The organism is Caulobacter sp. NIBR1757 (assembly GCF_027912495.1).
Taxonomy (GTDB): Bacteria; Pseudomonadota; Alphaproteobacteria; order Caulobacterales; family Caulobacteraceae; genus Caulobacter.
In genome coordinates, this window is the sequence record NZ_CP115463.1 from 180,623 (window position 1) to 199,045 (window position 18,423).

At 71.0% G+C, this 18,423-nt stretch carries 19 protein-coding genes and 1 tRNA gene; 14 read left to right on the plus strand and 6 right to left on the minus strand.

Annotation, left to right across the window (positions count from 1 at the left end):
• The first annotated feature begins 107 nt into the window (after nt 1-107).
• The 4 genes from O5I81_RS00890 to O5I81_RS00905 are packed head-to-tail and all read left to right on the plus strand — an operon-like array spanning nt 108 to nt 5,933.
• Nucleotides 108-2,084, plus strand: a complete 1,977-nt coding sequence (locus tag O5I81_RS00890) for an acetoacetate--CoA ligase (protein WP_271067059.1) — start codon at nt 108-110, stop codon at nt 2,082-2,084.
• On the plus strand, nt 2,081-2,959 hold the full coding sequence (locus tag O5I81_RS00895) for a 3-hydroxyacyl-CoA dehydrogenase family protein (RefSeq protein ID WP_271067060.1): 879 nt from the start codon (nt 2,081-2,083) through the stop codon (nt 2,957-2,959). The genes O5I81_RS00890 and O5I81_RS00895 overlap by 4 nt, the downstream gene beginning before the upstream one ends.
• Nucleotides 2,956-4,260, plus strand: a complete 1,305-nt coding sequence (locus tag O5I81_RS00900) for an MFS transporter (protein ID WP_271067061.1) — start codon at nt 2,956-2,958, stop codon at nt 4,258-4,260. The genes O5I81_RS00895 and O5I81_RS00900 overlap by 4 nt, the downstream gene beginning before the upstream one ends.
• Nucleotides 4,260-5,933 (plus strand): carboxylesterase family protein, encoded by a 1,674-nt coding sequence (locus O5I81_RS00905; RefSeq protein WP_271067062.1) that lies wholly within the window; start codon nt 4,260-4,262, stop codon nt 5,931-5,933. The genes O5I81_RS00900 and O5I81_RS00905 overlap by 1 nt, the downstream gene beginning before the upstream one ends.
• 22 nt (nt 5,934-5,955) lie before the next feature.
• Here the strand turns inward: O5I81_RS00905 and hemC are convergent, their stop codons facing one another.
• Complete coding sequence (gene hemC / locus O5I81_RS00910; RefSeq protein ID WP_271067063.1) at nt 5,956-6,909, minus strand: hydroxymethylbilane synthase; 954 nt, start codon at nt 6,907-6,909, stop codon at nt 5,956-5,958.
• Between the two features lie 73 nt (nt 6,910-6,982).
• On the opposite strand from hemC, the gene tsaD reads away from it, so the two are divergent.
• The 4 genes from tsaD (at nt 6,983) to O5I81_RS00930 (ending at nt 9,904) form a co-directional block, all read left to right on the plus strand.
• Nucleotides 6,983-8,068, plus strand: a complete 1,086-nt coding sequence (tsaD, locus tag O5I81_RS00915) for a tRNA (adenosine(37)-N6)-threonylcarbamoyltransferase complex transferase subunit TsaD (RefSeq protein WP_271067064.1) — start codon at nt 6,983-6,985, stop codon at nt 8,066-8,068.
• A complete protein-coding gene (locus O5I81_RS00920; RefSeq protein WP_271067065.1) occupies nt 8,065-9,054 on the plus strand; it encodes an NAD(P)H-dependent glycerol-3-phosphate dehydrogenase in 990 nt (329 codons plus the stop codon). Before tsaD ends, O5I81_RS00920 begins: the two co-directional genes overlap by 4 nt.
• A 221-nt stretch (nt 9,055-9,275) precedes the next feature.
• Nucleotides 9,276-9,560, plus strand: coding sequence for a YciI family protein (locus tag O5I81_RS00925; RefSeq protein ID WP_271067066.1), 285 nt, complete (start codon nt 9,276-9,278; stop codon nt 9,558-9,560).
• A gap of 110 nt (nt 9,561-9,670) precedes the next feature.
• Nucleotides 9,671-9,904, plus strand: a complete 234-nt coding sequence (locus O5I81_RS00930; RefSeq protein ID WP_348637276.1) for a Rieske 2Fe-2S domain-containing protein — start codon at nt 9,671-9,673, stop codon at nt 9,902-9,904.
• A 3-nt stretch (nt 9,905-9,907) separates the two neighbouring features.
• Here the strand turns inward: O5I81_RS00930 and O5I81_RS00935 are convergent, their stop codons facing one another.
• The 3 genes from O5I81_RS00935 to O5I81_RS00945 all read right to left on the minus strand — a co-directional run bounded on the left by O5I81_RS00935 (nt 9,908) and on the right by O5I81_RS00945 (nt 11,259).
• Nucleotides 9,908-10,222: a hypothetical protein gene (locus tag O5I81_RS00935; RefSeq protein WP_271067067.1), complete on the minus strand. Its 315-nt coding sequence runs from the start codon at nt 10,220-10,222 to the stop codon at nt 9,908-9,910.
• A 121-nt stretch (nt 10,223-10,343) separates the two neighbouring features.
• Nucleotides 10,344-10,418: transfer RNA gene (locus O5I81_RS00940), tRNA-Gly, on the minus strand.
• A gap of 97 nt (nt 10,419-10,515) precedes the next feature.
• The gene (locus tag O5I81_RS00945) at nt 10,516-11,259 is read right to left on the minus strand and encodes a DUF6065 family protein (RefSeq protein WP_271069081.1); all 744 of its coding nucleotides are present in this window, start codon (nt 11,257-11,259) and stop codon (nt 10,516-10,518) included.
• A 221-nt stretch (nt 11,260-11,480) separates the two neighbouring features.
• On the opposite strand from O5I81_RS00945, the gene O5I81_RS00950 reads away from it, so the two are divergent.
• The 5 genes from O5I81_RS00950 (at nt 11,481) to O5I81_RS00970 (ending at nt 15,086) form a co-directional block, all read left to right on the plus strand.
• Entirely contained in the window at nt 11,481-12,740 is a 1,260-nt protein-coding gene (locus O5I81_RS00950; protein ID WP_271067068.1) for a hypothetical protein, read from the plus strand.
• Nucleotides 12,741-12,742: 2 nt separating this feature from the next.
• Entirely contained in the window at nt 12,743-13,252 is a 510-nt protein-coding gene (locus O5I81_RS00955; RefSeq protein WP_271067069.1) for a prolyl-tRNA synthetase associated domain-containing protein, read from the plus strand.
• 64 nt (nt 13,253-13,316) lie between these two features.
• On the plus strand, nt 13,317-14,216 hold the full coding sequence (trxA, locus tag O5I81_RS00960) for a thioredoxin (RefSeq protein WP_271067070.1): 900 nt from the start codon (nt 13,317-13,319) through the stop codon (nt 14,214-14,216).
• Between the two features lie 12 nt (nt 14,217-14,228).
• Nucleotides 14,229-14,882 carry an LON peptidase substrate-binding domain-containing protein gene (locus tag O5I81_RS00965; RefSeq protein WP_271067071.1) on the plus strand — a complete coding sequence of 218 codons (654 nt, stop codon included), beginning with the start codon at nt 14,229-14,231 and terminating at the stop codon, nt 14,880-14,882.
• A gap of 9 nt (nt 14,883-14,891) precedes the next feature.
• Nucleotides 14,892-15,086, plus strand: a complete 195-nt coding sequence (locus O5I81_RS00970) for a Trm112 family protein (protein ID WP_271067072.1) — start codon at nt 14,892-14,894, stop codon at nt 15,084-15,086.
• A gap of 20 nt (nt 15,087-15,106) precedes the next feature.
• Here O5I81_RS00970 and O5I81_RS00975 read toward each other — a convergent pair whose 3' ends face one another.
• Nucleotides 15,107-16,366, minus strand: coding sequence for a UbiH/UbiF/VisC/COQ6 family ubiquinone biosynthesis hydroxylase (locus O5I81_RS00975; protein WP_271067073.1), 1,260 nt, complete (start codon nt 16,364-16,366; stop codon nt 15,107-15,109).
• Between the two features lie 43 nt (nt 16,367-16,409).
• A complete protein-coding gene (locus tag O5I81_RS00980; protein WP_271067074.1) occupies nt 16,410-17,294 on the minus strand; it encodes an isoaspartyl peptidase/L-asparaginase in 885 nt (294 codons plus the stop codon).
• A gap of 78 nt (nt 17,295-17,372) precedes the next feature.
• Between O5I81_RS00980 and O5I81_RS00985 the strand changes: the two genes are divergently transcribed.
• A complete protein-coding gene (locus O5I81_RS00985; RefSeq protein ID WP_271067075.1) occupies nt 17,373-18,371 on the plus strand; it encodes an NADPH:quinone oxidoreductase family protein in 999 nt (332 codons plus the stop codon).
• The last annotated feature ends 52 nt before the right edge of the window (nt 18,372-18,423 follow it).

Sequence of the window (18,423 nt, forward strand, 5' to 3'; positions counted from 1 at the left end):
CCACCACTGCCCCAGCACCGCCAAGGAAGAGACCGTCGAAGGTGACCCTCACGAGCGTACCAGACACCCCGGCGCCGACATTGGCGGCCGGGTCCCCGGTTCCCCAGATGCGGCTCTACCGGGATTGGCTGGAGCGGGAACGCGGGCTTGGCTTCGCCGACTATGCCGGGCTGTGGACCTGGTCGACGACGGACCTGGACGGGTTCTGGCGCAGCATCTGGGACTATCATCAGCTGGCCTCGCCGACGCCGTTCGCCAGCGTCCTGCGGGGCGGGGCCATGCCGGGCGCCACCTGGTTCGACGGGGCCAGCGTCAACTATGCCAGGCAGGTGTTCCGCCATGTCGAGGCGGCCGAGGCCCTGGGCCTGCCGGCGATTGTCGCCGAGGATGAGCAGGGCGGGGTGACGGAGATCGGCTGGGCGGAGCTTCGGCGGCGAAGCGCCTCCCTGGCCCTGACCCTGCGCGACAGCGGCGTTGCGCGAGGCGACCGTGTGGCCGCCTACCTGCCCAACATCCCCGAGGCGGTGATCGGCCTGCTGGCCTGCGCCAGCCTGGGGGCCATCTGGACCATCTGCTCGCCCGACATGGGCACGCCGGCGGTGCTCGACCGCTTTCGCCAGGTCGCTCCGAAGGCCCTGATCGCCGTCGACGGCGTCCGCTACGCGGGCAAGGCGATGGATCGCAGCGCCGCCGTGGCGGAGATCCGGGAGGCGCTGCCGAGCATCGAGGCCCTGCTGGTCGTGGAAAGCGGGTTCGGGCAGTCCAGCATCGCCGGCGCCCAGAGTTTCGCCGCCGCTGCCGCGCGCGCCGACGCGGCGGTGGTTGACTTCGAGCCCGAGTGGCTGCCCTTCGACCACCCGCTGTGGATCCTCTATTCGAGCGGCACGACCGGCCTGCCCAAGGCAATCGTTCATGGCCATGGCGGCGTCATCCTCGCCGCCTGCGCCGGCCACCTGCAGCTGGACATCGGGCCCAGTTACGCCGCCAACACCCTGGGCGAGCGGTTCCACTGGTACAGCGCGACCGGTTGGGTGATGTGGAATCTTCAGGTCGGGGCCCTGCTCGGCGGGACCACCCTCTGCCTGTTCGACGGCGCGCCGAGCGGTCGCAAGGGCCAGCCGGACTGGCTGACGCTGTGGTCTTTCGCGGCCCGGCACGGGGTCACCTGGTTCGGGGCGGGGGCGGCTTTCTTCGCCAGCTGCCGCAAGGCGGCGATCGACATCGGCGAGGCGGGGGACACCGGCGCCATCCGGGCGCTCGGCAGCACGGGCTCGCCCCTGCCGGCCGAGGTCCAGCAGTGGGGCACGGACCAGTTCGCCGCCCTCGGCCGCCCCGACATCTGGTGGTGCAACATCAGCGGCGGCACCGATGTGGCGGCGGCCTTCCTGGCCGGTAACCGGGAGCTGCCGGACACCCCCGGCAAGCTGCAGTGCCGGCACCTGGGGGCCGCCATCGAGGCCTGGAACGATGACGGCCAGCCGGTCATCGGCCAGGTCGGCGAGCTCGTCTGCACCCGGCCCTTCCCCAGCATGCCGCTCAAATTCTGGGGCGACGAGGACGGCAGCCGCTATCGCGCCTCCTACTTCAGCGAATGGCCGGGCGTCTGGCGACATGGCGACTGGCTGCGGGTCGACGCCGACGGCAGCTGCACCATCACCGGCCGAAGCGACGCGACCATCAACCGGCATGGCCTGCGCATGGGCACGGCCGACCTCTATGCCGCCGTGGAAGACCTGCCCGGGGTGGCCGACACCCTGGTCATCGACCTCGAGGATGGACGGGGGGGCAGCAAGCTTCTGATGTTCGTGACGCCGAGCGCCGGACGCACCCTGGACGCGGCGCTGGAGGCCGCGATGGCGTCGGCCATCCGGCGCTCGCTGTCACCCCGGTTCATCCCGGACCTGTTCATCGCGGCGCCCGGCATTCCGCGCACCCTGTCCGGCAAGAAGCAGGAGCTGCCGATCAAGCGCCTCTTCCAGGGTTGGCCGATCGCCAAGGTCATCAACCCCGACGCCATCGCCAACCCGGAGATCATCCCATGGTACCAGCATCAGGCGACCGCCTGGCGGGAGCGCGCGGCATGACGCGGGTGGGTGTCGTCGGCGCCGGCCTGATGGGGGCCGAGATCGCGCTTGTGTTCGCCCTGGGCGGGCTCGAGGTGGTCATGACCGACCTCAACGACGACGCGTTGCAGCGGGCGATGACCCGGCTCGCGGCGCTGCTGGACAAGGGCGCCGCGCGGGGACTGTACACGGCGGACCAGGGCCGGGACGCCCTGGCCCGCATCCGGCCGTCCGCAAACCTGTCGGATCTCGCCGACCGCGAGCTGGTCAGCGAGGCGGTGTTCGAGTCGCTGGAGGCCAAGCAGGCGGTGTTGCGGTCGCTGGATGGGATCTGCCGCCCGGACTGCGTGCTGGCGTCCAACACCTCGACCCTGCCGATCTCGACCCTGGGCGCGGCGCTTGCGCCCGCCCGCCGCGGCGTCTTCCTCGGCACGCACTACTTTTCGCCCGCCTCGCGCATGCAGCTGGTCGAGGTCATTCCCGGCTTCGACACCGATCCCGGCGTCGTCACGCGGATCGGCGAGCTGTTGCGGTCGGTCGGCAAGGCGCCGGTGGTGGTCAAGGACGTCGCCGGCTTCGCGGTCAACCGCCTGCTGCACGCCATGCTGATCGAGGCGGTCAAGCTGGTCGAGGAGGGGGTGGCGAGCCCGGAGGACATCGATGCGGCCTGCCGGCTGGGGCTCGGGCATCCGATCGGTCCGTTCGCGCTGATGGACGCGGTGACGTCCGATCTTTGCCTGCAGGTCCAGGACATCCTGCACGACGCCTACGGCGAACGCTTCCGGCCGCCGGCCCTGCTCAAGCAGAGGGTCGCCGCCGGATACGGCGGCGGCCGCGGCCGGCCGGGCTGGACCGGCGGCAAACGCGAACCTTCAAACGGGGACTCCCAGGCATGACCGACGCGACACCCGGCACGGGCGGGCAGGTTCCCGTCAACAGGGGGCTGGTGCTCGGCCTGTTGTCCTCCGTCTATGTGCTCAACTTCCTGGACCGCCAGCTGGTCTCCATCCTGGCCAAGCCGATCCAGGACGCCCTGCAGATCACCGACGGCCAGCTTGGCCGGATCACCGGCTTCTATTTCGCGCTCTTCTACTGCTTCATCGCCATTCCGGTCGGCTGGCTGGCCGACCGCACGAACCGTGTGAAGGTGTTGTCGATCGCCTGTGGCCTGTGGAGCGCCGCGACCGCCGCCTGCGGCATGGCGGGCGGCTATGGCCAGCTGGTCGTCGCGCGCATGGCGGTCGGGGTCGGCGAGGCCGGAGGCGTTCCGCCATCCTACGCCATCATCTCGGACTATTTCCCGCGCGAGAAGCGGGCCTCCGCCCTGGCCATCTTCAATCTGGGACCGCCGCTCGGTTCGGCCCTCGGCGTCGCGTTCGGCGCCTCCCTGGCGGCCGCCTTCGACTGGCGACTGCCCTTCTATGTCATCGGCGGGATCGGCGTGGTCACCGCCGTCGTGGTCTGGTTCCTGGCGCCTGAACCCCGGCGTGGCGCGCACGATGCGTCGCCGACGGCGCCGCCGGCCGAGGTGGCGACCGAACGGTTCTTCTCCGTCATCGCCCGGTTCTTCTCCAACCCGCTGTTGCTGCTGGCCGCGATCGCCAGCGGCGCGGCCAACTTCATCACCTACGGGCTCAGCAATTTCGCCACCCTGTTTCTGATGCGGGAGAAGGGCATGGCGCTGGGCGAGGTGGCCATCTGGTACGCCCTGGTCGTCGCCATCGGCATGGGCGGCGGCATCTTTGTTTCCGGCCGGCTGATCGACCGCTTCGCGGCCAGGAGCAAGACGGCCTACGCCGTCCTTCCGGCGATCTCCCTGCTGCTGGCCCTGCCCTTCTTCCTCGGCTTCGTCTGGGCCCCGCGCTGGGAGCTGGCGCTGGTCTTCCTGATGGCGCCGATGTTCCTCAACTCCTTCTTCCTGACCGCCACCGTGACCTTCGTGCAGAGCGAGGTCCGCCCCGACCAGCGGGTCATCTCCGGGGCCCTGCTGCTGCTGGTCATGAACTTCATCGGACTGGGCCTTGGGCCGACGTTTGTCGGCATGGTCAGCGACCTCTTCGCGGCCAACGGCGGCGCCCACGCCCTGCAGTCGGCCTTCTATGCGCTCTCGCCGATGTATCTGATCGCGGCCGTGCTGTTCCTCGGCCTGGCGCGCCTGATCAGACGATCCACCGTTTCGATGGGAGACCCCGCGTGATGACCTTCCCGCGCCACGTCCTTCGCGCCCTGATCGGCGGTTGCGCCCTGCTCTGGGGCCTTTCGAGCCTGCCGGCCCAAGCCGCCCCGCCGGTCGTGGACATGCCCGCCGGCGTCGTCAGCGGTGTGCGGGAGGGCGATGCGACCGTGTTCCGCGCCATCCCCTACGCCCTGCCCCCGGTCGGCGAGCGTCGGTGGCGACCGCCGGCGCCGATGCCCCGCTGGAGCGGCGTCCGCCCAGCCGGGACGATGGGCGTCGCCTGCATGCAGCCGGCGATGGCGACGGGGCCCTACGACCGGGGCCGTCAGGCCATGAGCGAGGACTGCCTGACGCTCGACATCACCGCTCCGGCCGGCGCCCGCAAGGCGCCGGTGATGGTGTGGATCCACGGCGGCACGCTGATCTGGGGCACGGCGCATTCGCGCATGTACGACGGTCAGGCCTTCGCCAAACGCGGCGTCATCCTGGTGTCCATAAACTACCGCCTCGGCGTGCTGGGCTATCTGGCCCATCCCGAGCTCAGCGCGGAGTCCGCCGACAAGGTGTCGGGAAACTACGGCCTGATGGACCAGGTGGCGGCGCTGAAATGGGTGCGCGAGAACATCGCCGCCTTCGGCGGGGATGCGAACAACGTCACCATCTTCGGCGAGTCCGCCGGCGCGCTGAGCGTCGAATACCTGCTCACCTCGCCCCTCGCGCGCGGCGTCTTCGACCGGGCCATCCTGCAGAGCGGCTACCTCTTCACCATGCCGGAACTGCGCAGCGGCCGGTACGAGGAGTTTTCGGCCGAGGCGATCGGCTCCTGGCTCGGCGCGACCCTGGGCGCGCCCGGCATCGGGGATCTGCGCGCCATGGAGGCGCGACAGCTTGTCGATGGAGCCGCCAAGGCGGGCTATGCGCCGTTCGGCACGATCGACGGCAAGATCCTGCCGCGCCAGATCGTCGAGACCTTCGATCGCGGCGAGCAGGCGCCGGTCCCCCTGCTGGCCGGCTTCAACAGCGGCGAGGTGCGCAGCCTCCGCTTCCTTCTGCCGCCGCTCGCCGCCAGCCGGAACGCCTATGTCGCCGACATCAAGGCCCGCTATGGCGATCTGGCCGAGACCTATCTGCGGCTCTATCCGCCGACCGATCCGGAGCAGACACGGCTGGCCGCGTCACGCGACGTCGTCTTCGGCTGGGCCGCCGAGCGGCTGGTTCGAAAGCAGGCCGCCGTCGGCCAGCCCGCCTACCTGTACTATTTCGACCATGACTATCCGGCCGCGGCGGCCGCCGACATGAGGGCCTTCCATGCCGGCGAAGTTCCGTTCGTCTTCGGAACCTTCGGCGGCGTTCCGGCCGGGTGGCCAGCCATTCCGGACACCGCCGAGCATCGACTGATCTCCGACGCGATGCTGGACTACTGGACGAGCTTCGCCCGCAACGGCCGGCCGGTCGCCGAGAACGGTCCGGACTGGGAGGCGTTCGGGACGAACCGGGCCTATGTCACCTTCGGCAAGGCGCCGGTGCTGTCGCGGCAATTCATGCCCGGCATGTACGAACTGCACGAGCAGGTCATGTGCCGGCGCCGCCAGGGTGGGCAATCCTGGAACTGGCGCTCGGGCAGCCTCGCGCCGGTGCTGCCCCCATCATCGGCGGCCTGCATGGCGCCGTACCCGGCGCCCGCCGTGAATTGACAGGGTCGACGGGCCGCGGACGCTAGTCGTGCAGCACGATGGCGTCGCCGCCCTCCAGCCGCACCGCGTCGCCCAGCTCGCGCCCCAGGGCCCGGGCCGCCGCCTCGGCGCCGTCCTCCGGCAGCATGATGCCGCCTTCCTTGCGGAAGCGCCGGGTGCCGTCTGGCGTCAGGGCCTCGACGATCAGGGTCAGGTGGCCTTCGTTGAGCAGGGCATGCGCCCCGATCGCCGTGCGGCAGCTGCCTTCGAGGGCGGCCAGGGCGCCGCGTTCGGCGGCGACGGTGATGACGGTGTCGAGGTCGCAGACGGCGGCCAGCCAGTCGGCGTGGATGTCGGCCTCGCGGGTCTGGATGGCCAGGGCGCCTTGGCCGGGGGCCGGCGGGTTGGCGACGGGGTCGAGGAAGCTCTTGACCACACTGCCCAGGCCGAGGCGGTTGAGACCGGAGGCGGCCAGCAGGATGGCGTCGGCCTCGCCCTGGGCCAGCTTGGCCAGGCGGGTGTCGACGTTGCCGCGCAGCATGATGATCTCGAGGTCCGGCCGGGCGGCCAGGCACTGGGCGGCGCGGCGCAGGGAGGCGGTGCCGAGGCGGGCGCCGTGCGGCAGGTCTTCCAGCGTTTCCCACTGTTCGCTGATGAAGGCGTCGCGGGGATCCTCACGCTCGGGGATGGCGGCGATGGCCAGGCCCGGCGGCATCTCGGCCGGGACGTCCTTCATCGAGTGGACGGCGGCGTCGATGCGGCCGTCGAGCAGGGCCTCCTCGATCTCCTTGGTGAACAGGGCCTTGCCGCCGACCTCAAGCAGGCGGCGGTCCTGGATGCGGTCTCCGGTGGTGGTGATCCGCACCAGGGGGGCGATCTCGTCGGCCCGGTCGGGGGCGCCGAGGGCGGTGGCGATGCGCAGCTGCATCATGCGGGACTGGGCCAGCGCCAGCTTGGAGGCGCGGGTGCCGATCCGGACGACAGGTTGCGGCGACATGGCGGGAGGTCTACCTCGGGCGTTCAACAATGGACGGCTGCTACAGGAGCGGCCCGGGAACCGCAATTAAGTGATGTCCGCACAGACCGTTCTCGGCCTCGAAACCAGTTGCGACGAGACCGCCGCCTCGGTGGTGCGGCTGCATGCCGACGGGCGCAGCGAGGTGCTGTCATCGGTGATCGCCAGCCAGATCGCCGAGCATGCGCCGTTCGGCGGGGTGGTGCCGGAAATCGCCGCCCGGGCCCATGTCGAAAGCATCGACGGCATCGCGGGCCGGGCCATGGCCGAGGCGGGGGTGGGCTATGGCGACCTCAGCGGCGTCGCCGCCACGGCCGGGCCGGGGCTGGTCGGCGGGGTGATGGTGGGGCTGTCGTTCGGCAAGGCGGTGGCTTTGGCGCGCAATCTGCCGCTGGTGGCGGTCAACCATCTGGAGGGCCATGCGGTGTCGGCGCGGCTGGGGGCCGACATCCCCTATCCCTTCCTGCTGCTGCTGGTCAGCGGCGGCCACTGCCAGCTCTTGGAGGTCGAGGGGGTGGGGGCCTGCCGGCGGCTGGGCTCGACCATCGACGACGCGGCCGGCGAGGCCTTCGACAAGATCGCCAAGGCCATGGGCCTGCCCTATCCCGGCGGGCCGGCGCTGGAAAAGCTGGCGGAAGGGGGCGATGCGAAGCGGTTTGTGCTGCCGCGCTCGCTGCTCGGGCGGGACGATTGCGACCTCTCCTTCTCCGGCCTGAAGACGGCGGCCGCCCGCATGGCCGAGAAGGTCACCGCGCCGGAGGATCAGCGCGATCTGGCCGCCAGCGTGCAGGAGGCCATCGCCCGGCAGCTGACCGAGCGGTCGGAGCGGGCGATGAAGGCCTATGCCGGACGGCATGTGGAGGGCCTGCGCTTCGTCGTCGCCGGCGGGGTGGCGGCCAACCGGCACGTCCGGGCGCGGCTGCAGGCGGCGGCGGAGGCGCATGGCTTCAGCTTCACGGCGCCGCCGCTGGCCTATTGCACCGACAATGCGGCGATGATCGCCCTGGCCGGGGCGGAGCGGCTTCAGCTGGGGATGAGCGATGGCCTCGACGCCGTCGCCCGGCCGCGCTGGCCGCTGGATCAGGCGGCGGCGTCTTCCAACCCCATGCATGTTCCAGGACGCAAAGGCGCCAAAGCATGAAGCGAGCAGCGGTGATCGGCGGCGGGGCCTGGGGCACCGCATTGGCCCAGGTGGCGGCGCGGGCGGGTCTTGAGGTCTGTCTGCAGATCCGCGAGGCCGAGGCGGTGCGGCAGATCCGCGAGACGCGCGAGAACGCCCTGTTTTTACCCGGGGTAAAACTCGACGAGGCCATTTCCGCCACCCAGGACATGGCCGACCTGGCCGGCGCCGACCTGGTGCTGGCCGTGGCCCCGGCCCAGTTCCTGCGCTCGGCGCTGACCGAGTTCGCGCCCCATGCGCGGCCCGGCCTGCCGGTCCTGCTGTGCAGCAAGGGGGTCGAGCAGGGCTCGCTGAAGCTGATGACCCAGGTGCTGGCCGAGACCCTGCCGGACTGTTCGCCGGCCGTGCTGTCGGGCCCCAGTTTCGCCGGCGAGGTGTCGCGCGGCCTGCCGACGGCGGTGACCCTCGCCTGCCCGGACGAGGCGCTCGGCAAGCAGCTGGCCGAAGCGCTGGCGACGCCGAGCTTCCGGCCCTATCTGGCCAGCGACATGATCGGGGCCGAGGCCGGCGGGGCGATCAAGAACGTGCTGGCCATCGCCTGCGGCATCGTCGAGGGCAAGGGCCTGGGCCGCAGCGCCCACGCCGCCCTGATCACCCGGGGCTTCGCGGAGATGACCCGCATGGCCGTGGCCCTGGGGGCCGACGCCGAGACGGTCGCGGGGCTGTGCGGCCTGGGCGACCTGGTGCTGACCTGCTCCAGCCCGCAGTCGCGCAACATGAGCGTCGGCCTGGCGCTGGGCGGGGGGATGACGCTGGCCGAGGCGCTGGCCGGCAAGCTGTCGGTGGCCGAGGGGGTGGCCTCGGCCCCGGCCGTTCGGGCCCTGGCGGCCAGCCAGGGGGTCGAGATGCCGATCTGCGCGGCCGTGGCGGCGATTCTGGCCGGCGAGGTCGGGGTCGATGAGGCCATCCTCGGCCTGCTGTCGCGGCCGTTGAAGGCGGAACGGTAGGGCGAGGCGCAAGTATCCAGCTCTCCGCCCTTCGGGCGGAGGACCGCTTTCGAGCCTCCAAGCGAGAAAGCAGGAGGCGGGCCCACCGGCGGTAGAGAGGTTCCTCCTGATGCGGGGTTGCCCCCCTCCTGCTTTGTCGCTCCCGCTCCAAAGCGGTCCTCCCCCCACTTCGCGGGGGGAGAGTGTATAGGAGCGACTCGGCGCAAGTTTTGGAGACCCCCATGGCCCTGTTCGTCATTTCCTGGCTCGACCGCGAGGGCGGCCTCGCGACCCGACTGGCCACCCGGGAGGCGCACCTGGCCTATGTCGCGGCCCATCCCGGGGTGGTGAAGCTGGGCGGGCCGTTCCTGAACGGGGACGACATGGCCGGCTCGATGATCATCGTCGAGGCCGCCGATCTCGCCGCCGCCCAGGCCTTCCACGACGCCGACCCCTACAAGGCGGCCGGCCTGTTCGAGACCAGCACCGTGCGACCCTGGCGCATCACCATCGGGGGCCTGGCCTGAATCCCGCCCGTCCCGCGCCCGGCACGCCGCTCTGCCCGCTGGAGGGCATCGACGAGCCCGGGGCGAAGGGTTTCCGGTTTCGGGAGGGCGACGCCCTGTTCGCCGGCTTCGTGGTCCGCAAGGCGGGCCGTATCCACGGCTATGTCGATGTCTGCCCGCACGCCGGCTGGCCGCTGGCGATCATGGACAACTACCTGACCCGCCAGAAGGACCGGCTGCTCTGCGCCGGCCACGGGGCCCTGTTCCGTATCGAGGACGGACACTGCACCTCGGGCCCGTGCGCCGGCCAGGCGCTGGAGGCCTGGCCGGTCACGGTCCGCGAGGGCGTCATCGTCACGGCGTGACGACTATTTCTTTTCGGGCGTGACGCTGTCGGCCGCCTGCTGGGCGGCGCTGGAGACGCCATCGGCGGCCTTGCCGGCGGCCTGCGAGACGTTGGCCGCCGCGTCGGTGACCGCCTCGGTGCGGACGGCGTCGTTGTTGCTCTGGTTCATCAGGAAGAAGGCGACGATGGCGACCAGCGCCAGCACGCCGATGCCGATGAGGATGCCGCCCATGCCGCCGCCGCGGCGTTCGACGTAGACCGGGGTCGCGGCGCCGTCGCGGGTGACTTCCCGCTCGGTGGTGACGCCGTCGGTGCGCTCAACTACGCGTTCGACCATGACTAAATTCCCTGTGTTCAAGTCCCAGCCGCTGACAACGGCGGGCTTGGTCCAGGGTTCCGGTCAGGGCTTGAAACGACAAAGGGCGGCCCGAAGGCCGCCCTTTGCGAAGTCTCGAAAATGGAGCGGGCGAAGAGATTCGAACTCTCGACCCCAACCTTGGCAAGGTTGTGCTCTACCACTGAGCTACGCCCGCCTCCAGGGCCGCTTGCGCCGCCCGAATTCGAGAGCGCGGCTTATGGCAGAGGGTGGAAATCTTTGCAAGCGGCGCCCGGTAAAGAATCTTCGCCTTCTCAGAAACCCATTTTCGGAGCCTTCAGCCGCCGCTTGTTGACGTGCTTGGTCGGGGCCGCGCCGACCTCCTCGGGGATCTCGCCGCGGAAGTAGAACCGCTGCCAGGCCTCGCGCATGGTCTCGGGGTCCTGCTTGGCCAGCTTGGCGTTGAATTCCGAGCGCGACTTGTACCAGGCCTCGTACTGGTCCCGCAGGTCGGGGTTCTTGTTGAGGCTCTTGGTCAGCGGCTGGGTGACCTGCAGGGCGCTGTCGTTCATCAGGGTGATGAAGCAGAAGGGCTCGCCCTTCTCGAAGCGGATGCGGCCGGGCCGCGTGAACATCCAGTTCATGGTGAAGGGGAAGGGCAGCCAGTCGGTCTCGACGAGACCAGTCAGCGGCTGCACTCCGTCCTTGATGTGGTTGGGCGGGCCGGCGCACCACATCGACCAGCCGGGCGGGGTGCGGAACAGATAGCCGGTGTGGAAGGTGATGATGCCGCGCGAGAAGTGGCTCTTGACCAAGTCATGGAAGCCGGGGTGCTGCTGGTCGGGGGTGAAGGTGATGCAGTCCTGGTGGGCGCCGCCGTTCCACTCGGCCGTGAAGCCGACCGGGTTGAGGATTTCCCAGCCGGTGGTGTTGGCCATGGTCAGCGGCAGGCAGCGGTAGGGATGACGCTCGGCGAAGGCGTCCATCCAGGCCCGTTGCGGGCGGCCGGGCACGATGTCCGGCGGCCGCTCGTTGGTCGGATAGCATTCCAGGATCAGGGGCGGCTTGATCAGGTCTTCGCTCATGCAACTATCCTCTCGCGCTCCCTCCGGGATTTCGCAAGAGGCGGCGCGATGCAATGGCCTGCATCGGCCCCGGGGAAGCCTTCTGGGGGCGGCGCCTTGGTTGCGGCGAATTCCGGCGCCAGACTGGACCTGACCGGCGGAAATCGGCGATAGAAAAGCCCCTCCGCCAGATGCCAGGGCCCAAAAGGACTGCGATGACGCCCGCCGACACGCCAGAAGACCAGGGCGACCAGACCCCGACCCAGATTCCGCAAACGGAGACCCCGCAAACGGAGACCCCGCAGACGGAGACGCCGAAGGCCGAGGCGCCGCCGGTCGCGTCCCCGACTGTCCCCGAGAGCGATCGCGCGCCCGGCAGTTGGGCCCGTTCGCGCGGCGTTTCGCTGACCATGGGGCCGCTGCCCAAGGCCCCGCCGCCCAAGCCCCGGCCGCACATGCAGACCAGCAGCGTGCCCAGCATGGCGCCGCCGACCTTGCGCCCCGCGCCCGAACCCGCCGCGCCGCCGCCGCCGGAGCCGCCGCGCCCGAGCAGCATCCTGACCGGCTCGGCCATCCCCAACGCCCGTCCCTGGACGCCCAGCAAGCCGACCGGGGTCATTCCCACCGCCGGCCCCATCTCCCTGGACCGCGAGCTCGACCCGGCCGCCCTGCGGGCCCTGGGCCTGGCCGGCCGTCCGCAGCCGGTTCAGAACCCTCGCCCGGCCTTCAAGGCCATGCCGGCCGCTTCGCCGCTGTCCTCGCCCGAGCCCGAGGTTCCGGCCCCGCGTCCGACGCCCCGGCCGCGTCCGGCCCCCGCCCCGGCCCCGGCCCCCGAACGCATGGTGCGCGGCCCGGCCGCGCCGATCCCGGTCGCCGAGGAGGCGCCCGCCGCCCCCGCGGCGACGCCTGAACCGGTCCGCCGTCCGCCGCCCGAGCCGGTCGCCGCCCAGCCCGAGGCGGCCTTCATGCCGGCCCGCCCGGCGCCCGCCAAAAGGAAGTCCGGACCCGGCATCCTGCCGCTGGCCGCCGGCGGCCTGGTCCTGCTGGCCATCGGGGTGTTCGTCGTCGGTCTGTTGCTGCGCAAGGATCCCGACGCGCCGCAGGTCGTGCCGGCCCCGGTCCCGCAGACCGCGCCGGAAAGCCAGGCGCCGGTGACGCCCGAGCCTGCTCCAGCCCCGGCCCCGACCGACCTGAGTCCGGCCCCGGCGCCCACCCCGACGCCGCAGGCGCCCGCGCCCAAGGCCACGGCGCCCAAGACCGCCGCGCCGGCTCCGAAAGCGGCCAGCCAGCCGGCCCCGAAAGCCGCCGCCCCGACCCCGGTTGTGCAAACCCCGCCGGCCGTGGTCGCCCCGCCGCCGCTGCCCGTGCCCGAGCCGCCGGCCGCCAGGCCGGCCGCGCCGCCGCCGCCGGCCGCCAAACGTCCGCCGGCCGATCCCGACGCGCCGCTCTCGACCCGCGATCCCGGCGGCCGCTAGGGATGCGGAGCAAGGCTGAGCTGCTGGCCTTCCTCGATGGCCTCGGCATCGCGCACACCACGATCGATCATCCGGCCGTCTTCCGGGTCGGCGAGGGCGACGACGTCAAGGCGGGCCTGCCCGGCGGCCATACCAAGAACCTGTTCCTCAAGGACGCCAAGGGCCGGCTGTGGCTGATTTCGGCGCTGGGCGAGACGCGGATCGACCTGAAGCGGCTGCATCCGGTCATCGGCTCGGCGCGGCTGTCGTTCGGCCCAGCCGAGCTGATGGAAGAGACCCTTGGGGTCGTTCCGGGCTCGGTGACCGCCTTCGCCCTGGCCAATGACCCTGAGCACAGGGTGACCTTCGTCCTCGACGCGGCGCTGGCGCGATGCGACCCGGTCAACTTCCACCCGCTGACCAACACCGCCACTACCGGGGTCAGCCAGGCCGATTTCCGGCGGTTCCTGACGGCGCTGGGGCGGGAGCCGATCATCGTCGATTTCGCCGAATTGAAGCGGATCGACGCCTGACTGCGTTGAACAGGCGCATTCCAGCGACCATGTTGCACGCCAGACGCTTACCTATGGACCCCGCATGACCCTTATCGGCGAAACCACCCCGGCCCCTTCGAAGGACGACCTGATCAAGGAAGGCTCCGACGCCGGCTTCATGGCCGATGTCATCGAGGCCTCGAAGGTCCAGCCGGTGATCGTCGACTTCTGGGCCACCTGGTGCGGGCCCTGCAAACAGCTGACCCCGGTGATCGAGAAGGTCGTCGCCTCGATGGGCGGGGCGGTAAAACTGGTCAAGATCGACGTCGACAAGAACCCGGCCTACGCGGGCCAGCTGCGGGTGCAGTCGATCCCGACCGTCTATGCCTTCGTGAACGGCCAGCCGGTCGATGGCTTCCAGGGCGCGCTGCCGGAAAGCCAGGTCCGCCAGTTCATCGAACGGGTGGCCGGTCCCCCGCCGGCCAATGCCATCGACGAGGTCCTGGCCCTGGCAAAAGAGTCGGTCGAGCTCGGCGACGTCGGCGGCGCCGCCCAGGCCTATGCCCAGGCGCTGCAGATGGACCCGGCCAATGTGAAGGCCATCGGCGGCCTGGCCCGCATCTATGTCGCCCAGGGCGACCTGGAGCAGGCGGCCGAGATCGCCGCCCTCGCCCCGGAGGGCGCCAAGGATGCCGACCTCGAGGCCGTCCGCGCCAGCCTGACCCTGGCCGCCAATGCCACCAGCGAAACCGCGCCGCTGGAAGCCGCCGTCGCCGCCGACCCGAACGACCACCAGGCCCGGTTCGACCTGGCCGGGGCCTATGCCGGCCAGGGCCGCCACGAGGAGGCCGCCAATCTCCTCCTGGACATCATTGCCGCCGACCGGACCTGGAACGACGAGGCGGCCCGCAAGCAGCTTCTGGTGGTCTTCGAGGCCGCCGGGCATACATCGGATGTGACCAGGGCCGGCCGTCGGAGGCTGTCGTCCATCCTGTTCAGCTAGGAGTTCTGTTTCATGGTCACGGGCTATCGCAAGATCGACGACCTGCCCCAGGCCATTCCGGTCTTTCCGCTCGACGGCGCGGTCGTGCTGCCGGGCGGCCAGCTGCCGCTGAACATCTTCGAGCCGCGCTACCTCAACATGTTCGACGACGCCATGGGCGGCGACCGGATGATCGGCATGATCCAGACCAGGGCCGGCGGCGACCGCGAGCGCCCGGCCCTGTCGCCGGTGGGAACGGCCGGCCGGGTCACCGCCTTCGCCGAGACCGGCGACGGCCGCTACCTGGTCACCCTGACCGGCGTCTGCCGTTTCCGGGTCGTCGAGGAACTGGGGATCATGGCGCCGTATCGCCAGGTCCGCGCCGACTACGCCCCCTTCATCGGCGACCTGCAGCCGCCGCCCGACTGCGCTATCCAGAAGATCGACTTCCTCGACGCCCTGCGCAGCTATCTCGAACCGCGCGGCCTGGCCGTCGACTGGGACGCCGCGGGGACGGCGCCGGCCGAGAGCCTGATCGACAGCCTGTCCATGGGCCTGCCCTTCGAGCCGGCCGAGAAGCAGGCGCTGCTCGAAGCGGTGACCCACGCCGACCGCGCCGAGATCCTCATCGCCTTGCTGCGCATCGGCTCGGTGATCGGGGACGACGACGACACGACGATGCAGTAGAGGAAGGCCATGACGGAAGCTCCCTCCCCCATCGACGTCGATCCGCGCCTGCTGGAGGCCCTGGTCTGTCCGATCACTCATGGCCCGCTGGAGTATGACCGCGCTGCCGGCGAGCTGATCAGTAAGGGCGCCAAGCTGGCCTACCCCATCCGCGATGGCGTGCCGGTGATGCTGCCGGAAGAGGCGCGGGAACTGTCAGAGTAACCGGAGCGACTGCCCCCCGATCAGAGCGCCTCGCCGCGCAGCAGCCGGGGCAGGTCGCCGACCGCGCCGCCGGCTTCCCGCATGAAGAAGCGGCGGGCCGGGCCGATGCGGTTGACTAGCGCCAGGCCGAGGCCGCGCGCCAGACGCACTGGCGCGAGGTCGTTGGAGAACAGATGGACGAACAGGTCCATGCCGGCGCTGAGCATGGTGTTGTCGAACCGCCGCCAGGCGCCGTAGCGCTCGAGCACCGCCTCCGAGCCGATATCCTCGCCCAGCCGCAAGGCCTCGACCACCACCTCGGCCAGGGCGCCGACGTCCTTGAGGCCGAGGTTCAGGCCCTGTCCGGCGATCGGATGCACCCCGTGGGCGGCGTCGCCCAGCAGGGCGATGCGCGGCGCGCTCATCCGTTCGGCCAGGGCCAGCGAGAGGGGATAGACGAAGGTCGGCCCCTGCACCGTGGGAACCCCGAGGACCTCGCCGAACCGCCGCTGCAGGTGGGCCTGCAGGATCTCCGGGCGGGCCTTGCGCAGGGCTTCGGCCTGGGCCGTCTTTTCGGTCCAGACCAGGCTGGCGCGCTGGCCGGTCAGGGGCAGGATGGCGAACGGGCCGCCCGGCAGGAAGTATTCGTGGGCCACGCCCTCATGGTCGTGCTCCAGGGCGACGGTGGCCACCACGCCCGACTGGCCATAGCCCCAGCCGACCACCCCGATCCCCGCCGCCTCGCGCACCGGCGAGATGCGCCCCTCGGCCCCGACGACCAGGGGCGCGCGAAGGGTGCGGCCATCGGCCAGCCTGACGGTGGCGGCGCTGGCGCTGACCTCGACGCCGCTGACCCTTGCGGGGGCGATGACGGTCAGTTCCGGCCGGCGGCCGACGGCGGCGGCCAGGCCGGCGCGGATGCGGCGGTTCTCCAGCATGTAGCCCATGGCTTCGCCGTTCGAGGAATCGCCGATCTCGGCGCTGTCGAAGCGCAGGAAGGCCGAGCCCGCCGGGGCCGCCGCGGCGCCGGGCTTGCGGCCGTCGGTGACGAGGATCTGCTCGATGCGCTGGGCGTGCGGCTCGAGGTCCTCGCCGACACCGATGGCGCGCCACTGGCGGAAGCTGGAATAGGCGATGGCGCTGGAGCGGCCGTCGAAGGTGGGGGCCAGCTGGTCGTCGAAGGGGGCCGGATCGACGAGGATGGCGGTGAGGCCGGCGCTGGCCAGGGCCAGTCCCAGGGTCGCCCCGGCCATGCCGGCCCCGGCGATGATGACGTCTGCGTCGAAGGCTGTGTCAGTCATGATCGGGATATGGGCCGACGGCCGGGACCTGTCCAGACGGACGCTACAGGGCGAAGGCCGCCGAGACGATCTCGCCGTCCGGGGTGAGGGCCGCCCGCTTCATGCCCTGGCTGACGTAGGGCATGGTGATGCTGCCGTCCGCGGCCACGGCGATCAGGCCGCCGTCGCCGCCCATGGCCGCGATCTCGGCCAGCACCGCATCGGCCGCCTCCGCCAGCGACTGGCCGCCGAAGCGCATGCGGTGGGCCAGCTGGGCGGCGGCCGCGACCTTGACGAAATACTCTCCCTGGCCGGTGCAGCTGACCGCCACCGTCTGGTCGGCCCAGCAGCCGGCCCCGATGATCGGCGTGTCGCCGACGCGCCCCGGCATCTTGCCGAACACCCCGCCGGTGGAGGTGCAGGCGGCCAGGCGGCCTTCGCCGTCGCGCACCACGCAGCCGACCGTGCCGTGGGCCAGGGTTCCCGGCGGATGGTTGTCCTCGAAGGTTCCGGCGCGGGTGAACCAGGCTTCCGGGTCGGCGATGCGGGCGTAACCGCGCGCCGCCGCCAGGCCTGCCGCGCCGCCGCCCGCCAGCATCACATGCTGGGTGCGCTCCAGCACCTCGCGGGCGACGGCGATCGGGCTTTCGTAGCCGACCAGGGCCGCCACCGATCCGCAGCGCAGCAGGGCGCCGTCCATGATCGCCGCGTCCAGCTCATAGACCCCGTCGGTGTTGGGCGAGGCGCCGCGGCCGGCGACATAGAGGCCGGAGACCTCCAGCTCGCGGGTGATTGTTTCGGCCACGTCGAGGGCGCTCATCCCGGCCTTCAGCATGTCGCGTCCAGCTTCGACCTGGCCGCGCATGTGGGCGATCTCGCGATCATAGTCGCGGCCGGCCTTGGCGCCGGCGCCGCCATGCAGAACGAGACTCAAACATTTGTTCGCCATCGCGGGCCTCCGGCCTTATGAACGTTTCAACGGCGGCGATAGCCTCTGTCGCCTCAACAGAAAAGCGGGAGAGTTGGCATGAAGGCAGTGCTGAGCAAGGTCGTGGGCGGTCCGGAGACCCTGGTGGTCGATGAGATCGACGAGCCCACCTGCGGTCCGGGGCAGGTTCTGCTGTCGGTGAAGGCCTGCGGGGTCAACTACCCCGACGTGCTGATGATCCAGGACATGTACCAGTTCAAGCCGCCGCGGCCCTTCTCGCCGGGCGGCGAAGTCTCGGGCGTGGTCAAGGCGCTGGGCGAGGGCGTGACCAACGTCAAGGTCGGCGACCGGGTGCTGGCCAGCACCGGCAGCGGCGGCATGGCGCAGGTGGTGGCGCTGGACGCCGGCCGCCTGACCCCCATCGCCGACGCCATGCCCTTCGACGAGGCGGCGGCCTTCATGATGACCTATGGCACCAGCTGGTACGCCCTGAAGGACCGGGGCCACCTGAAGGCCGGCGAGACCCTGCTGGTGCTCGGCGCGGCCGGCGGCGTCGGCCTGGCGGCCGTCGAGCTCGGCAAGGCCATGGGCGCGCGGGTGATCGCGGCGGCCTCCAGCCAGGAGAAGGTCGACCTGGCCATCAAGCACGGCGCCGAGTCCGGCGTCGTCTATCCGACCGGCCCCTTCGACAAGGAGGGGACCAAGGCGCTGGCCCAGCTGTTCAAGGACGCCTGCGGACCCGCCGGCTGGGACGTCGCCTATGACGCGGTGGGCGGCGACTACGCCGAGGCCACCATCCGCGCCGCCGGCTGGGGCGGTCGCTTCCTGGTCATCGGCTTCCCGGCCGGCATCCCCAAGGTGCCGCTGAACCTGACCCTGCTGAAGAGTTGCGACATCGTCGGGGTGTTCTGGGGGGCCGCCGTGGCGCGCGATCCCAAGGCGCACCAGGAAAACGTCAAGCAGCTGATGGACATGTACGCCGAGGGCAAGATCAAGCCCTTCGTCTCCGAGCGCTTCAGCCTGGAGAAGGCCGGCGACGCCATCGCCCACCTCGCGGCCCGCAAGGCCATGGGCAAGGTGGTCGTGGTCACGGAATAGGGACAGCGAAGGCCTGCCTGGCGGGGTCCGGGCAGGCCCAATAATCAACGAT

Coding starts and splice junctions, on each gene's coding strand:
- O5I81_RS00950 (WP_271067068.1), top strand. CDS start 11,481: ATGACGCCCGCCGACACGCCAGAAGACCAGGGCGACCAGACCCCGACC.
- O5I81_RS00970 (WP_271067072.1), top strand. CDS start 14,892: ATGACGGAAGCTCCCTCCCCCATCGACGTCGATCCGCGCCTGCTGGAG.
- O5I81_RS00975 (WP_271067073.1), bottom strand. CDS start 16,366: ATGACTGACACAGCCTTCGACGCAGACGTCATCATCGCCGGGGCCGGC.
- O5I81_RS00925 (WP_271067066.1), top strand. CDS start 9,276: ATGGCCCTGTTCGTCATTTCCTGGCTCGACCGCGAGGGCGGCCTCGCG.
- trxA (WP_271067070.1), top strand. CDS start 13,317: ATGACCCTTATCGGCGAAACCACCCCGGCCCCTTCGAAGGACGACCTG.
- O5I81_RS00980 (WP_271067074.1), bottom strand. CDS start 17,294: ATGGCGAACAAATGTTTGAGTCTCGTTCTGCATGGCGGCGCCGGCGCC.
- O5I81_RS00920 (WP_271067065.1), top strand. CDS start 8,065: ATGAAGCGAGCAGCGGTGATCGGCGGCGGGGCCTGGGGCACCGCATTG.
- O5I81_RS00900 (WP_271067061.1), top strand. CDS start 2,956: ATGACCGACGCGACACCCGGCACGGGCGGGCAGGTTCCCGTCAACAGG.
- O5I81_RS00955 (WP_271067069.1), top strand. CDS start 12,743: ATGCGGAGCAAGGCTGAGCTGCTGGCCTTCCTCGATGGCCTCGGCATC.
- O5I81_RS00905 (WP_271067062.1), top strand. CDS start 4,260: ATGACCTTCCCGCGCCACGTCCTTCGCGCCCTGATCGGCGGTTGCGCC.
- O5I81_RS00895 (WP_271067060.1), top strand. CDS start 2,081: ATGACGCGGGTGGGTGTCGTCGGCGCCGGCCTGATGGGGGCCGAGATC.
- hemC (WP_271067063.1), bottom strand. CDS start 6,909: ATGTCGCCGCAACCTGTCGTCCGGATCGGCACCCGCGCCTCCAAGCTG.
- O5I81_RS00985 (WP_271067075.1), top strand. CDS start 17,373: ATGAAGGCAGTGCTGAGCAAGGTCGTGGGCGGTCCGGAGACCCTGGTG.
- O5I81_RS00935 (WP_271067067.1), bottom strand. CDS start 10,222: ATGGTCGAACGCGTAGTTGAGCGCACCGACGGCGTCACCACCGAGCGG.
- O5I81_RS00965 (WP_271067071.1), top strand. CDS start 14,229: ATGGTCACGGGCTATCGCAAGATCGACGACCTGCCCCAGGCCATTCCG.
- O5I81_RS00890 (WP_271067059.1), top strand. CDS start 108: ATGCGGCTCTACCGGGATTGGCTGGAGCGGGAACGCGGGCTTGGCTTC.
- tsaD (WP_271067064.1), top strand. CDS start 6,983: ATGTCCGCACAGACCGTTCTCGGCCTCGAAACCAGTTGCGACGAGACC.